At 64.2% G+C, this 15,411-nt stretch carries 11 protein-coding genes and 1 pseudogene; 5 read left to right on the top strand and 7 right to left on the bottom strand.

The window, feature by feature from the left end:
* Positions 1-8: 8 nt before the first annotated feature.
* Genes SY91_RS18385 through SY91_RS18375 form a run of 3 tightly spaced genes read right to left on the bottom strand, consistent with a single transcriptional unit; the run spans position 9 to position 2,655 of the window.
* The gene (locus tag SY91_RS18385) at positions 9-545 is read right to left on the bottom strand and encodes a gamma carbonic anhydrase family protein (protein WP_023474509.1); all 537 of its coding nucleotides are present in this window, start codon (positions 543-545) and stop codon (positions 9-11) included.
* Positions 542-1,693: a CaiB/BaiF CoA transferase family protein gene (locus SY91_RS18380; RefSeq protein WP_023474508.1), complete on the bottom strand. Its 1,152-nt coding sequence runs from the start codon at positions 1,691-1,693 to the stop codon at positions 542-544. Before SY91_RS18380 ends, SY91_RS18385 begins: the two co-directional genes overlap by 4 nt.
* A gap of 11 nt (positions 1,694-1,704) precedes the next feature.
* Positions 1,705-2,655 carry a hydroxymethylglutaryl-CoA lyase gene (locus SY91_RS18375; RefSeq protein ID WP_023474507.1) on the bottom strand — a complete coding sequence of 317 codons (951 nt, stop codon included), beginning with the start codon at positions 2,653-2,655 and terminating at the stop codon, positions 1,705-1,707.
* A 130-nt stretch (positions 2,656-2,785) separates the two neighbouring features.
* Here SY91_RS18375 and SY91_RS18370 point away from each other — a divergent pair.
* Positions 2,786-3,705, top strand: a pseudogene (locus SY91_RS18370) (LysR family transcriptional regulator).
* A gap of 193 nt (positions 3,706-3,898) precedes the next feature.
* On the opposite strand, the gene SY91_RS18365 reads toward SY91_RS18370, so the two are convergent.
* The 4 genes from SY91_RS18365 to SY91_RS18350 all read right to left on the bottom strand — a co-directional run bounded on the left by SY91_RS18365 (position 3,899) and on the right by SY91_RS18350 (position 9,947).
* Entirely contained in the window at positions 3,899-6,385 is a 2,487-nt protein-coding gene (locus tag SY91_RS18365) for a beta-glucosidase (protein ID WP_260632472.1), read from the bottom strand.
* Positions 6,386-6,868: 483 nt separating this feature from the next.
* Positions 6,869-7,879: a LacI family DNA-binding transcriptional regulator gene (locus SY91_RS18360; protein WP_023474504.1), complete on the bottom strand. Its 1,011-nt coding sequence runs from the start codon at positions 7,877-7,879 to the stop codon at positions 6,869-6,871.
* Between the two features lie 45 nt (positions 7,880-7,924).
* Positions 7,925-8,971: an AraC family transcriptional regulator gene (locus tag SY91_RS18355; protein WP_023474503.1), complete on the bottom strand. Its 1,047-nt coding sequence runs from the start codon at positions 8,969-8,971 to the stop codon at positions 7,925-7,927.
* A 67-nt stretch (positions 8,972-9,038) separates the two neighbouring features.
* Positions 9,039-9,947: a LysR family transcriptional regulator gene (locus tag SY91_RS18350; RefSeq protein ID WP_006479304.1), complete on the bottom strand. Its 909-nt coding sequence runs from the start codon at positions 9,945-9,947 to the stop codon at positions 9,039-9,041.
* A gap of 113 nt (positions 9,948-10,060) precedes the next feature.
* Between SY91_RS18350 and SY91_RS18345 the strand changes: the two genes are divergently transcribed.
* The 4 genes from SY91_RS18345 to SY91_RS18330 all read left to right on the top strand — a co-directional run bounded on the left by SY91_RS18345 (position 10,061) and on the right by SY91_RS18330 (position 15,400).
* The gene (locus tag SY91_RS18345; RefSeq protein WP_023474502.1) at positions 10,061-11,410 is read left to right on the top strand and encodes an MFS transporter; all 1,350 of its coding nucleotides are present in this window, start codon (positions 10,061-10,063) and stop codon (positions 11,408-11,410) included.
* Positions 11,407-12,447, top strand: coding sequence for a hypothetical protein (locus tag SY91_RS18340; RefSeq protein WP_052334976.1), 1,041 nt, complete (start codon positions 11,407-11,409; stop codon positions 12,445-12,447). The genes SY91_RS18345 and SY91_RS18340 overlap by 4 nt, the downstream gene beginning before the upstream one ends.
* A gap of 24 nt (positions 12,448-12,471) precedes the next feature.
* Positions 12,472-14,127: a tannase/feruloyl esterase family alpha/beta hydrolase gene (locus SY91_RS18335; RefSeq protein ID WP_023474500.1), complete on the top strand. Its 1,656-nt coding sequence runs from the start codon at positions 12,472-12,474 to the stop codon at positions 14,125-14,127.
* 217 nt (positions 14,128-14,344) lie between these two features.
* Positions 14,345-15,400, top strand: a complete 1,056-nt coding sequence (locus SY91_RS18330) for an SDR family oxidoreductase (RefSeq protein ID WP_023474499.1) — start codon at positions 14,345-14,347, stop codon at positions 15,398-15,400.
* The last annotated feature ends 11 nt before the right edge of the window (positions 15,401-15,411 follow it).

The following is a 15,411-nucleotide window of genomic DNA, read 5'->3' as shown; positions in this document are numbered from 1 at the left end:
GCACCGCACTACAGTTGCCAGAGGGCGCCGATCTCCAGCTCGCGCCGATAACGCGCGGCGCGATCGGCATAGTCCGTGGCATTCTTCGCGACGGCGGCTATCTGCTCCTCGCTCAGCTCACGCACGACCTTGGCGGGGGAGCCGAGAATCAGCGACCGGTCGGGAAACACCTTGCCCTCCGTCACGACCGCCCCTGCTCCGACGAGACACTGCCTACCGATGACGGCGCCGTTCATCACGATCGCCTGAATACCGATGAGCGACCCGGCCCCGATCGTGCATCCATGCAGCATCGCCTGATGCCCGATGCTGACATGCGCGCCGATGTCGAGCGGATAACCCGGGTCGGTATGCAGCACCGCCCCGTCCTGCACGTTACTGCCCTCCCCGATCGAAATCGCGGCGTTATCCGCACGTACCACGGCGTTGAACCAGACGCTCGCATGCTCGCCGACCGTCGTGCGACCGATCACCACCGCGTGCGGCGCAACCCACGCGGACGCCGCCACGCGCGGCCGCTCGCCATCCAGTTCGAACATCCTCATGCAACCACCTTGCCCCTGAGCCGTGAAAGCACTTCCTGCGTGTGTTCGCCGATCCGCGCGAGCGCGTGGCGCACACCGGGACGCCGGCCGCCGATCGTGATCGGCAGCAACACCACGTCGGTCATGCTGCCGTCGTCGGCCTGCATCGGGGCAAGGCCCCCGCTTGCCTTGAGGTGCGGGTCGTCGAGCAACTGTTCCGGTCGCACGATCGGTGCATACGGGATGCCGGCCGCTTCCAGCTTCGGCGCCAGCTCATCGGCACGGCGGTCTTTGAGCACCGCACCGAGGCATGCGAGCAGTTCGGGCCGTACCACGACCCGCATCGCATTGTTCGCGAAGCGCGGGTCGGCCGCGAGGTCCGGGCGCCCGAGCACGTCGCACAACGTGACGAACTGCTTGTCGCTCACGGCGCCGATGAACAGCTGCTCGCCATCGGCCAGCGTGAACACGTCGTAGACGCTCCACGCCGACACCCGCGCGGGCATCGGCGGCGGCGGCTCGCCCGTCATCGCGTATTGCTGCATGTGCTGCGCCGACAGGAAGACGCAGTTTTCGAACAGCGCGCTCTGGACTTCCTGGCCGCGCCCGGTGACTTCGCGCTCGCGCAGGGCCGCGAGGACACCGATCGCGCCGAACATGCCGCCCATGATGTCGTTGACGGACGTTCCCGCACGCAACGGCCGCCCCACCGGGCCCGTCATGTAGGAAAGGCCGCCCATCATCTGCACGACTTCGTCGAGCGCGAGACGTTTTTCGTACGGGCCGGGCAGAAAGCCCTTGTGGGATACGCTGATCAGACGCGGATAGCGTTCCGACAACGTCTCATGGTCCAGCCCGAGAGACTTCATCAGGCCGGGCCGGAAATTCTCCACCATCACGTCGCACGTGCCGATCAGCTCGGCCGCGGTTTCACGGCCTTGCGACGTGGTGATGTCGATGACGACGCTTTTCTTGTTGCGGTTGAACGACCGGAAAAAGCCGATGCCGAGGCCCGGCAGCGTACGCGTCTTGTCGCCGCCGGGCGGCTCGACCTTGATCACTTCGGCGCCGAGGTCGGCGAGGATCATCCCGCACGTGGGTCCCATGATCATGTGCGTGAATTCGACGACGCGCACGCCATCGAGCGGAAGCCTTGCATTGACTGACATGATGCGAAACCTCAGAGGGAAAGCGCGACGCCGTTGGCGTCGCGTGAATACGTGTTCGGCAAGCCGGCACGCCAGAGGGCGCCGTGCAGGGTTTCGCCGTCGAGCCAGTGCGCGACCTTCGCGCGAAGCGCGAGCAGCGCGGGCAGATCGATGCCTGTCGCAATGCCCATGTCGGCGAGCATGAAGGCCAGATCCTCCGTCGCCGCGTTGCCGCTCGCGCCCGGTGCATGCGGGCAGCCGCCGATCCCGGCGAGCGACGTGTCGAAGCGGGCGACGCCCGTCTCGAGCGCCGCGTACACGTTGGCGAGCGCGAGGCCGCGCGTATCGTGGAAATGGCCGCACCACAGGCGCTCGCCCACCCGCCGGCGCGCCTTGCCGAACAGGTCGGCCACCGCGCGCGGGCCCGCGTAGCCCACGGTGTCGGCAATACTGACGTAATCCGCCCCGGCGTCCAGCAGCGCCTGCATGTAGTGGAGCACGTCGTCGGGCGCCACCCGACCTTGCAGCGTGCAGCCGAACGCGGTGCCGATACCGCCTTCGATCAGCGTCTTGGCGCCCGACGCGTCACGCTCGGCGCGAATCCGTGCGACTTCCGAGACGACTTCATCCGGTGTCTTGCGAAGGTTCGCGAGGCTATGTGCACGGCTCGCCGACAGCGGCACCAGCAGCAGATCGGCTTCGGCGTCCAGCGCGGCCTGCGCGCCCCTCACGTTCGGCACGAGCACCGATACGGACAGGCCCGGCAACGTCTTCGCGAACGCCACGAGTTCGGCCGTGTCGGCGAGTTGCGGCAGCAATCGGGCGGGCACGAACGAGCCGACTTCGATTTCGCGTTGGCCGGCCGCGTATGCGTCGCGAATCCATTCGAGCTTGTCGTGCGTCGGCACGATGCGCCGAATGCTCTGCAGACCGTCGCGCAGCCCGACTTCCCGGATGACGACGTCCGGCGGGAACAATGGCATGGGTGTCTCCGTGTTTTCGCCGGTCATGGAAACGCCGACGCTGTGATAACTTTAGACCTGCCAATATCTCAGTAAAGAGACGATTCGGAACCTTCGTCGTTCCGAACCGGAATGTCACCGGAGACCCATCGTGCGGGACATCGATCTGAAGACGTTGCGGCTGTTCGTTTCGGTATGCGATCACCGCAACATTGCCCGCGCGGCAGAGGAGGCTCATATCGAGCCATCCGCCATCAGCAAGCGCATCGCGCAGCTGGAGGCGGATCTCGGCGCACCCCTGCTGGCGCGTTCGCGACGCGGGGTCGCGCCGACGAGTGCCGGCATGGCGCTGCTCGAACACGCGCGCACCGTGTTGTTCACACTCGAACGAATCGGCAGCGACATCGCCGCATTCGGCGGCGGACTCCAGGGGCGCGTGAGCATTTGCGCGTCGGCCTCGGCGATCGCCGAAGCACTGCTCGACGATATCGCGGCATTCATGAGCGAAGCGGCGAACGCCAATATCCGCGTCGACGTGGAAGAGCGCCTGTCGAACGAGCTCGTGCGTCAATTGCGCGAAGGAGGTGCGAGTGTCGGGGTGTGCTGGGACAACGTCGATCTGCAGGGGCTGCAGTACCGGCCATATCGACGCGACCGGCTCGCGCTGGCCGTCCCCCCGACCATCCGCTGGCGCGGCACGCACAATTGAATTTCGATCAGACGCTCGCATACGAGCACGTGGGGCTGCCGCCGTCCACGGCCGTGCACACGATGTTACGGCGCGCGGCCGCCCGCGCGGGAAAGGGGCTGTCGTACCGCGTCATCGTGTCGAATTTCGACGCGGCGTTCCGGGTCGTCGCGGCGGGTCTCGGTATCAGCGTCGTACCGGTCGAAGTGGCCACGACCTATCAGGCGGTGTTTGGCGTCAAGACGATTCCGCTCGTCGATCCGTGGGCGGAGCGGCAGTTCATCGTCTGCTTCAAGCATTTCGAATTCCTGCCGCCTGCCGCGCAACGCATGGTCGATCACCTGGTATCCCGGGCGGCGCCCGTGACGCATGAGCCGATGTGACCGGGTGGCAGCGCCGTCGGTTCAAACCCGTGGCCGGCACCCGCCGCGGCGCCCGCTCACCTCCGCTCCATGCTGTTTTTTCTCATGGCATTCGTCCTGAAGCAGCGGAATTCCGATGACGATCGGGCAGCGGCCGTCGCCGTTCACCGCTCGGTGAACCGGCCAGACCGCCCAATCGGGATTCGCAGCGGCGTTACTGCGTGATGATCCCTGCCGAGCCGACATTTCTCGACGAATTGCCGACATAGATCGTCGTCGCGCCGCTTGCCGGCGACCACTGCTGCGCATCCTTGTCCCAGGTGCTCAACGGATGGTTGGTCGCCTTCGGATCGATGTTGACGGTCACCGTCTGCGACGCCCCCGGATTCAGGAACACCTTCTGGAACCCGACCAGGCGCTTCGGCGGTTCGCCGGACGACGCCGACAAGCCGACGTAGACCTGCACGACTTCCGCCCCTGCAACCTTGCCCGTATTGGCGACCGATGCAGTGACGTTGTACGTGCCGTTGCTGCCCGGCGAAACGGCTGCGTTCCGGATCGCGAATGTCGTATACGAAAGCCCGAACCCGAACTCGAACGCGGGCTGCTTGCCCATCGCGTCGTACCAGCGATAGCCCATGTTGAGCCCTTCGGTGTAGGTCACGGTCGGCACCCCGTTCACCGCGACGCCCGGATACTGCGCGGTACTGATCGAATCCATGAACCCCTGGCCGACCTGCGGGAACGTCACCGGCAATTTGCCCGACGGATTCGTCACGCCGAACAGCAGGTCCGCGACGATGTGCCCGTCCTCCTGCCCCGGGAACCATGCTTCGAGGATCGCGGCTGGCGCGGACGCACCGCCCTCGAGCAGCGTCGGATCGAGCGCCTCGACCGCGTTGTCCTTGAGCACGAGCACGGTCTTCGGGTTCGCGGCCACCACGCTCTGGATCATGGCCAGCGTATTGCTGCTCCTGACGGTACCGGTCGTCGTCAGCGCACTGGCCTTCGGCCCGTACCAGTCGAGCGTGTTCAGGTACTTGCCGGCGTCGAGATTCAGGCCGGTCGCATCGACGAACGTCGTCTGATCCGCGCCCTCTTCGGAAATCGATCCGGCCATCACCACCACCGCATCGGCGCTGCCGATCAACGACCGGGCCGCCGCGAACGTCGAGCCGGTGCCGTCGATGGTGGCGTTCGCGTTTGCATCGTCGACGAGCACGAGGTGAACCTTCGTCGTCGAATTGCCGAGGTTGGCGAGCACGTCGCGCATTCCTTGCAGCGGCGAGACGGTATAGAGCGCGACCACGTCCGAACTCCCGCCGCCGGACCCCATCGGGTTGCCGACGCTGCTGCCGCCGGCCACCGCTTGTTGCGCGAACACCTGCGAAGCCTTCCCGACGATCACGACGTTCTGCACCGCCTTGCTCAACGGCAGCGTGCCGTCGTTCTGCAGCAGTACCGCGGACTGCTCGCCGATGGCTTTCGCGACGGCGCCGTTCGCGACGGTATCGATCGGCGTTTGCACCAGCGGACGGTCGAAGATGCCGGCCTTGAACATCTGCGTGTATCGGCGCGCCAGCGCCGTATCGATGTCCGATGTCTCGATCGCGCCGGACGCGAGCGCGGCGTTCAGCTTGTCCGGCGTCCACCAGGTCGTCACGCCCGGAATGATCACACCCGGCATTTCGTTGTCCAGCCCGGCGAGCATCGTTCCCGCCGTGCTGTGCGCGGCGAAGAAATCCGACTGCACGTAACCGCTGAAACCCCATTGCCCGCGCAGCACGTCGGTCAGGATGTGCTTGTTCTCGCACATCGAGAAACCGTTGACCGAGTTGTACGAGCACATGACGGCACCCACCTGCCCGTCCTTGACCGCCATCTCGAACGGCAGCATGTACAGTTCATGCAACGTCCGGTCGTCGACGTTTTCCGAGATGGTCATCCGGTTCGTTTCCTGCTCGTTCGCGACGAGATGCTTCGCCATCGCGATCATCCCGTGCGACTGAACCGCCTGAATTTCAGCGACGCCCAGCGTGCCGGTCAGATACGGGTCCTCGCCCATGTATTCGAAATTGCGACCGCCGACGGGCAACCGGGCCAGGTTCATGCCCGGCGCTTCGAACACATGAAGCGCGAGGTTCGCACCTTCCTTGCCGATCACGTCGCCGAATTGCGTCGCCACCGCGTGGTCGAACGATGCCGCCACCGCGATCGCGGACGGCAACGCAGTGGCTTTCGCCGACGCGGCACTCGTCAACGCCGCCGCACCGCTCGACGCCGAGCCGGCGGGAACGCAATCGTTCTGGCCGATCCCGACCGGGCCATTCGTGATGCGCAGCGTGGGGATGTGGTATTTCGGCAGCCCGGGAATGTGACGTGCACCGAAGCATTGCGGGAGCTCGGCGATCACGCCGGGGCCGCCCACCAGTTGCGCCTCCTTGTCGGGCAATGCCATTGCCGCCACGAGCAAGGCGGCGCGCTGCTCAGGCTTCAACGACGTATCCATCCATGGCGACGCATTGCCGGACGGGGTGGGCGACGACGCCGTCGAGTTGGTGTCGCCGCCCCGCACCCGCTCAGCATCAAGGTGAGCCCTGCCGCCAGACAGACGCCTGATCTCGTGACCACATTCCTCATGTCTCGCTCCTCTATCCACGCGGACGATTTGCCAAGGCCTTGCTTTTCTTGTCCTTCGCACTACTGATTCAGTGCATCGCATCAACGCCTGTCGATGCGCGCCAACGAATGGATGCATCCGACTGAACCCACGCGGATGTCGGGCCTGCATCGCAGAACCGAAACGACCGCCCTTTCCCCGGCAGAAGCGTGCGCATCCGCCGCCCCGAGGTCACAGGCCTTCGGACGTGTCTCCACCGCCGAACACGCAATTCAGCATGTCGATCGTTACATCAAAGTCAAATTGGGAAAACGTTTATCCGAGATTAGGGCGACGACCGCTGTTTTACCAGTCGGTATTAACGCCTATTTTTTGAACAGCAGTCGCGCGGAGCCAATCGAAACGGGGAGCGAAGGTAACCGTTTATCCCGCCGACTGGCCGCGACCGAGCGCCGATGTGACATGCGTGTTGCGAAGCAGGGCCTCGGAAGGCAAGCAGGCAGGCGCCGCTTTCGAAGGGATCGGGTGTTCTCGCGATGGGCCAACCTATCTACCGCCACGACGTCACCGCGGCCCTGGCCCCGTGCGATTCGCCGCCGATTCCCGGACCACGAGGCGAGGTTCGAGCAGAACGCGTTCACCATCATGACGGCCGGCGAGCGCCTCGAACACCTTCAGCGTGGCGAGTTCGCCCATCTTTTCGCTCTGGGTGTCGACCGTCGTCAATGCCGGCTCCGAATATTGCCCGTACGGTGCGTTGTCGATGCCCGTGATCGCGATGTCGCGCGGCACGTGAAATCCCAGGGTCTTCGCGCATTTCATGAATCCCAGCGCGATCAGGTCGTTGTAACAGATCACCGCGTGTGGGCGCCGCGGTCCCAACAGAATCCTGGAGCAAGCTTCCTCGCCCGCGACAGAAGTGGGCGCATGTGCATCGAACACGTCGAGCGCGAGCCCCTCCTCCGCCAGGCACTCGCTTGCGCCGCGGACGCGTTCGGCATCGATCGATGCCTGGCCGAATCCCAGATACGCGATTTTTCGATGTCCGAGGTCGAGAAGATGCCGGGCAAGCATGTAGGTCGCCAGACGGTTGTCGATCCCGACGGTCGGGATCGACAGTTCATCGAGGTGCCGCAACATCACGACCGGCTTCTTCAAGTCCAGCATCCATCCGGCTTCGCTCTCCGAGAGGCGTGAACTGATGATCAATCCGTCGACGCGTTGCGCAAGGGCCTCGATCAGCGAACGTTCACGCGCCGCATCCTCTTCCGTATCGACGAGCAGCAGCGTGTAGTCGTGCGCGAGCGCCGTTCGATTGGCCCCTTTCACGACGCTCGCGAAGTGTGGATTGCTGATATCGAGAATGACGAGGCCGATCGTTCGCGTGCGCCCCGTAATCATCGAGCGCGCAAGCGGGCTCGTCTGGTAGCCCAGTTTCTCGATGGTCTGCTTCAGGCGGAACTCCACTTCCGGCGAGAAGCGCTTGGTCCCGTTGACATATTTCGATACGGTCGCGACAGACACCTCGGCTGCCGTTGCCACGTCCCGGATCGTCGCGTTCGCGCCTTTTTTCATATGTGTGGAATGTCTTGTATGGGAACGTCGAGTCGCTCGAGCATTTCACCGAGGTTCCAACGGAAACGGCTGCGGAGTCGCACCGGTAGCCTCCACGGCCGCGCGAACGCCGCCGCGCCCGCTGTCCGCGCCTTCAGCAGCCGTCCGTACGACATGGCGATATGCGGTCGGTGAATGCCCGGACATGCGCTTGAACGCGTGACTGAATGCGCTTTCGGACGAGTAACCGAGCGACTGCGCAAGCAGGGCCACCGGGATGTCCTCGTCGCGCAAACGGCGCTCCGCAAGACGCATGCGCCACTCTCCCAGATAGGTCAGCGGCGCGACACCGGCGCTCGCCCTGAAGTGAGAAGCGAACGTAGTCCGTGACATCGCACACGCGGCGGCAAGCTCATCCAGATGCCATGAACGTGCGGGGTCGCCGTGCATCAACCGCAGTGCGGGTGCGATGCGCGGGTTGCCGAACGCGCGCAGCCATCCCGTCAAGGACGCGGACGTTTTCAAATGGGCGCGCAATATCTGAATGAAGAGCAGCTGGGAAAGCTGGGCCGATACGAGTTGCGCGCCGGGCAGATCGGCCGCACGCTCTTCCACGAGTTGCTCGAGAAGCCAGCGGACCTTCACCGCCTGCGGCGATGCGGCCGGTACGTGAATCCATGGCGGCAGAACGTCCGACAGCAAGCTGCCGGTGACCGGATCGAGCAATACGTGCCCGCCGATCTGCGCGAATTCATCGCCGTTGCCGAGTTTCACCGTCGACCTTCCGGCGCCCGAGAACAACGCCATCGCGTCGACGGGTGGCACGCAAGGATCACTTGCGAGGACGAACGAGCGTTTCGCCGTCAACAATCCGACGTCACCGCTTCCAAAGCGGATAGGCGTTTCTTCTCCGTCGATGGAGACCCAGCACGTGCCCTTCACCACCGCAAAGAACTTGATCTTGTCGGGTGCCGGAAATCGCACGGCCCAGGCGCCGCCGGCAGAGAAGCCTCCCGTCGCCAGCGATTCGGCGTTCGTGAGCCTCAGGATGTCGGAGAAGGGGTCGTCACTCATCATCGTACTGTCGCGCAAGTAAATCGCACTATAGAGCATTAACAAGCCGCAGGCCGGGCCTTGATCTTCCGGTGAGCAATCCGTCAGGTGCTTGCCCTTCTCTGGCTCATTCGCGATATGGATGATGCTGGACAAACATCAACAACGCTTCACGGAAGTGCGACGCGGCAGGGTTTTGCAAATCGTGCCGGGTGACGAGATGCAACGGTGCTCGAAACGCATGATCGCCGGCCACACGGCAGTAGCGCACGCTTTCCTGATGATAACGTTGCATCGACGCGGGCACGAGCGATACGCCGCCGCCCGCCGCCACGAGATTGATTGCCGTCACCATGCGCGGCACCTCTTCCACGACGTGCGGCTCGAAGCCCTTGGCCTGACATGCCCGAATGAAGTCCGCGTACATGCCGGGCGCACCGGGCCGACGCACGAAGATGAACGACTCGTTCGCCAGCTGTTTGAGCGACACGGAACGACCGCCGATCAGCCGGTGCCCCACCGGCAGCACCAGCAACATGCGTTCTTCGGCGAGCAGTTCGAAGCGTAAATCAGCTGACGTTTCGACCGGTTTGCGGAGAATGGCTGCATCCGCGCGACCGTTCAACATCATTTCGATGATCTCCGCCGCATTCACCTCGCTCATCTCTATCGAAATCCCGGGGTACATGTCCCGAAAATTGCGAATGGCGGTAGGCGTAAGCGGGTGGAACGCAGCCGAACTCGTGAGCGCAACGCGCACCGTGCCGATCCGGCCTTGCGCCACTCGGCGCGCATGGACGACGGCGTTGTTCAGTTCGAGCAGTACCGTACGCGCGCGTGCGGCGAATATCTCGCCGGGCGCGGTCAACACGACGCCACGGGGCTGCCGCACGAAAAGCGCGAAGCCCAGCTCATGTTCGAGTTCCTGAATCTGCTGCGACAACGGCGGCTGCTGGATATGCAGTCGCGCGGCGGCCCGAGTGAACTGGCCTTCGTCGGCGACGGCGAGGAAATAGCGCAGCTGTCTGAGTTCCATCGTTTGTCTGGTATATGCGTTGGATATGGCAACCGTGTCCCATATGTATTTTACATTCAGGACATCGACACGTACGCTTGTCTCAAAAGCTGGAAGAGAAACAAAGGAGACACATGCAATCCATCTTGCAAGCGGACGTGCCCGCGTCGGCCGCCACGGCGCTCAGCCGTTCGCAAACTCGCCGCGCGGTGCTCGCATCGGTCATCGGCAATGGCCTCGAGTGGTTCGACTTTCTCATCTACGGCTACTTCGCGAAAATCATCGCGCAGGTGTTTTTTCCTGTCGGCAACGGATTTGTGTCCATCACGCTGACGCTTGCGACGTTTGCCGTCGGCTTCGTGGTCAGGCCGCTGGGTGGCATCGTGATAGGCGCATGCGCGGATCGCTACGGGCGACGCAAGACGTTGTCGCTGCTGATTCTGCTGATGGCAGCCAGCACGCTGATGATGGGCCTGACGCCCAGCTACGCGGCGATCGGCATGGCCGCGCCGCTCGTGGTGATCCTCGCACGTATCCTGCAAGGGCTCTCCGTGGGCGGCGAGTTCGCGACAGCGGCCGCGATGCTGACGGAATACGCGCCGCCAGGACGCAAGATGTTCTTCGGCAGTTTTCAGATGACGTCACAGGCCGTCGCGCTGCTACTGTCGTCGCTATGTTCGTTCTTGCTCACCACGCATCTGTCGCACCAGTCGCTCGTGACGTGGGGTTGGCGCGTGCCGTTTCTGCTCGGCGCGCTGGTCGGGCCGGTGGGCTTCTACATCCGGCACAAGGTCGGCGAGTCGCCTGAATTCGTACAGTTGCGGGAACGGCTTGGACATGCGCCACGCCAGTCGCTGCGGACATTCATTCGCGAGCGTGGCGATGCGGCGCTCTGCGCGATGGGCGTCATCATCGTTGGAGCGGCAACCAATTATCTGTGGCATTCCTATATGCCGCTCTATGTCGAACACCAGTTGCATCTGCCGCTCAAGAATGCACTGTTCGGCACGGCGATTTCCGGATTGATCGGCATCGTCGGCTATCCGTTGGCAGGGATGCTCGCCGACCGCCTCGGCGCATATCGGCTGTTCTTTCCGGTGACGATCGTCTGGGTATGTGCTGCCTATCCGCTTTTCGCGTGGGTGCTCGCAGCGCCTTCGCCCGAGCGCGTGTTCAGCGCGCAGATCATCGCGACGGTCGTGCTCAGCGTCATGTCGGGCGCACACCCCGGCATGCTGACGCAGTTGTTTCCGACGGCCACGCGTTCGACGGGCGTGGCGCTGTCGTACAACGTGGCCGTCACGCTGTTTGGCGGACTCGCGCCGCTCACCGTCTCGACCTTGATCGACGTCACCGGTTCGCGCATCGTGCCGGCGTGGTATCTGGTGTTCGCCGGCATCGTCTCGTTGCTGCTGGTCGGGTTCACGGCATCCGGGCGACGCTTGCGCCACGAGCCGGACCTGTGGCCGGGTGACACGGCGTGAGCGTCGCGATGTGCCTTCCACGGAACCATGAGGTGCGCCCACGTAACGAAGTACCCGTCAAAGTCGTCGCCAGTGAGCGGTTGACCGTTTCGACGTCGCGCGGCGAAGCGAAAGTGCCACTGTTCACCGGCGGCAGCGCCGCGCCGGCCACCGCGACGCAGGTCGTCGTCATGCTGCACGGCCGATTGCGCGACGCCGACGCATACCTTCGATCGACGCAGCGCGCGCTCGACGCGTCGACGGCCGATGCAGCAAACGTGATGCTCGCCGTGCCGCAATTTCTCGCGACGGCCGACGTCGGGTATCACCCGTTGGCGGACGACTGTCTGCATTGGGAATGGACCTCGTGGATGGGCGGACTCGACGCAATCGGTCCAGCACCGCTCAGCTCGTTCGATGTGCTGGATGGGCTCATCGAACATTACGTCCGAGGCATGCAGGGCGGCCGCTACCCGAGGCTGCGCGAAATCGTGATCGCAGGGCATTCCGGTGGGGCGCAGGTCGCGCATCGGCACGCGATACTCAGCAACGCGACGGCATGTTGTCTCGCACGCGGTGTGAAGGTACGTTACGTCATCGCGAATCCTTCGTCCTATGTGTACTTCGACGCTTGGCGTCCGCATGGCGAAGACATCGATCAAACCGCATGTGCCGGATTCAATGAATGGAAATACGGCACGTCACGACTTCCCCGCTATGCGGACGGACTCGACGCGCAATCGCTCGAACGTCGTTACGTCGATCACGACGTCACCTATCTGCTCGGTACGCACGACGACGATCCGGCGCACCCGGCTCTCGACCGCTCATGCGAGGCGATGATGCAAGGCCCGCACCGCCTCGCTCGCGGCCGCGCGTACTTCGCCTATCTGCGCGCCCGGCATCCGGAGTTGCGGCATGAGCTGCATGAAGTTCAACGCGCGGGGCACAGCGGCGACGCGATGTTTGTATCGCAGGCCGGCGTGTGCGCATTGTTTGGCCCCTCCGTTCGGCTCGCCGAATCTCGCGCCGAGCAGGAAGGCGGGGCTCTCGAATAGCAATCCATTCATCTGGAGACGACGATGGACAACAGACCGTTGTGGTGGGCACTCGCCCTTAGCCTTTGCATCAGCGCGTGCGGCGGCACCGAGTCGGGTGGCGGCGCTTCGGCAAGCTCGCCGCCACCGCCCTCGGCCGCGACGCAATGCGCGGCATTGAACGGCCTGGCGATTCCGGCCTCTTCCATTGCAGAGCCGACCGGCGGTGCGACGGTCACGAACGCGACGCTGGTGGAAGCCGCCGGGGAATATTGCCAGGTGAATGGTGCCATCGCTCCCGTCGATCCCGCGGCGCCGTCGATCCGGTTTCAGGTCAATCTGCCGACCAACTGGAACCGCAAGGCGCTGCATTATGGCGGCGGCGGCTTCGACGGTACGCTGATTACCGGCGTCGACGCACTCGACATGGCGCCAACGGGTACGCCAACGCCGCTTGCCCACGGCTACGCGACGTTCGGCGACGATTCCGGGCATCAGAGCTCCAGCATCACTGACGGCAAGTTCGCCATGAGTGACGAATCGCTTGCGAACTACGGCGGCCTGAGTCTGAAGAAGACGCACGACGTCGCGATGGCGCTCATCGGAAAGCGCTACGCGAGCGCGCCGAGCAAAACCTATTTCTTCGGCAGTTCGACAGGCGGTCGGGACGGGTTGAGCGAAGCGCAACGCTGGCCCGCAGACTATGACGGTATCGTCGTGAATCGCCCGGCGCTCAACTATACTGGGCTGCGTTTGAGCAACGTCGTGCTGGGCCGCGCACTCTACTTGAACAACGGCGCAGGCTGGCTCGATGTCGCCAAGACGGTGCTGCTGCAAAATGCCGTCATGAGCGCGTGCGATGCGCTCGACGGCGTCGCCGACGGCATCGTGTCCAACGTGGCGGCGTGCAACGCGCAATCGGCGACGGTGCTGGCGTCCGTGCGCTGTCCGAGCGGCGTGGATTCGGGCGACACCTGTCTGTCGGATGCGCAGATCGCGACCGTTCAGACCATCGCCGCGCCGTTGCAATTGCCTTATCCGCTTGCGAACGGCGTGACGCGATACGCTGGCTACAACATCCTCGCGGGTTCGGTGTTCGCGGGGCCCTACACGACGCGCGATCTCGGCGAATCGAAAGTACCCGCCAATCCTGCAGGAAAGAAAGATGCGAACCAGTGGGTGACAGGCGATCAATGGGTCAAGTACTTCGTCACGCGCGTACCCACATTCGATTCGTTGATGTTCGATCCGGTCAATCCCGGTACGTATGCGTCGCGCGTCCAGGCGCTCTCCGCACTCACCGATGCAACGAGCACCGACCTGAGCGCCTATGTCGCGAAAGGCGGCAAGCTCATCATGACGCACGGCCTTGCCGACGAAATCGTGAGCACCGACTCGAGCACCGACTATTACACCGGTCTGGTGCAGCGTTTCGGACAAGGAACGGTCGACGGCTTCGCGCGGTTTTACCTGATGCCGGGGGTCGGCCATGGCACCGGACCGTTTCATCCCGCCATCGATTCACTCTCCGCACTCGATGAATGGGTAGAAAGCGGCAAGGCGCCTGAAACGCTGACGATGAGCGACCTTAACGCAGCCACGCTCGGGAGGACGCGCCCATTGTGCCGCTATCCGCTGTGGCCAAAATATATCGGCGGCGATGTAAACGCAGCGGCGAGCTTCCAGTGCACCAGCTCGTAGCGCGGGGCGGTTTTTCCCGTCGTCGCCGTTGCCCGGTTTCACCGTCGACTTTCCGGCGCCCGAGCGCAACGCCATCGCGTCGACGGGCGGAACGCAAGGATCGCTTGCGAGGACGAACCATCATCGTACTGTCGCGCAAGTAAATCGCACTATGGAGCATTAACAAGCCGCAGGCCGGGCCTTAACCTTCCGGTTCTTCGTCCGGACAATCAACGACATGAACGGCAACACCAACGACGTATCGGTTCTCGTAACAGGCGGCACCGGCTTCATTGCACAACACTGCATCCTGGCGCTGCTGAATCGAGGCTATCAGGTACGCACCACCGTTCGCTCGCTCGCACGCGAGACGCAGGTGCGCACCCAGCTCGAAAGAGGCGGCGCGGAACCCGGAGGCCGTCTGTCATTCGTCGAGGCGGATCTCCTCGCCGACGACGGCTGGCAACAGGCCACTGCCGGCTGCACCTACGTCGTGCATGGCGCGTCGGCCACGCCCACCGGCACGCAGACGAGCGAAGACGACTGGGTCAAGCCCGCCGTGGCAGGCACGCTGCGTGTGCTGCGTGCGGCGCGGGACGCCGGCGTCAAGCGCGTCGTGCTGACCTCCGCTTTCGGCGCGATCTGCGCCGGGCATGGGCCAATGCGCCGCCCCTTCGACGAGACCGACTGGAGCAACCTGGCGGCCGCCGATGTCTGGCCTTATCAGAAGTCGAAGACCTTGTCGGAGCGCGCGGCCTGGGACTTCGTCGCGCGAGAAGGACGCGGCATGCAACTGTCCGCGATCAACCCGGTGACGGTTCTCGGGCCCGTGCTCGGCGACGACTATTCGCATTCCATCCGCCTGATCAGGGGCATGCTGGACGGCCAGCCCGGCAATCCGCGAATCAATTCCGGCTTCGTCGACGTGCGCGATGTCGCCGACCTGCATGTGCGAGCCATGACTCACGAAGCCGCGAGCGGTGAGCGCTTCCTTGCCATTGCAGGCGAAAGCATGTGGCTCGCCGAAGTCGCGCAAGTGCTCAAGGCGCGCATGGGGGACGCTGCGCGCCATGTGTCGACCCGGGTGCTGCCCGACTGGCTGGTACGCATCGGCGCACTCAGGGATCCCGCGCTGCGCGGATCGCTGCCGCTGCTCGGCCGCAATCTGAACGCCACCAGCCAGAAGGCCATCAGCTTGCTCGGCTGGTCGCCCCGCCCGCGCGAGGACGCCATCGTCGCCACGGCCGAAAGCCTCGTGCGCCTCGGGCTACTGCGCGATGCCGGCCGGCGATAGCATGCGCGCCA

The organism is Burkholderia cenocepacia, assembly GCF_014211915.1.
In the GTDB taxonomy this organism is placed as follows: domain Bacteria; phylum Pseudomonadota; class Gammaproteobacteria; order Burkholderiales; family Burkholderiaceae; genus Burkholderia; species Burkholderia orbicola.
The sequence above is the reverse complement of the archived record's forward strand: the minus strand, read 5'-3'. Positions and strand labels throughout refer to the sequence as shown.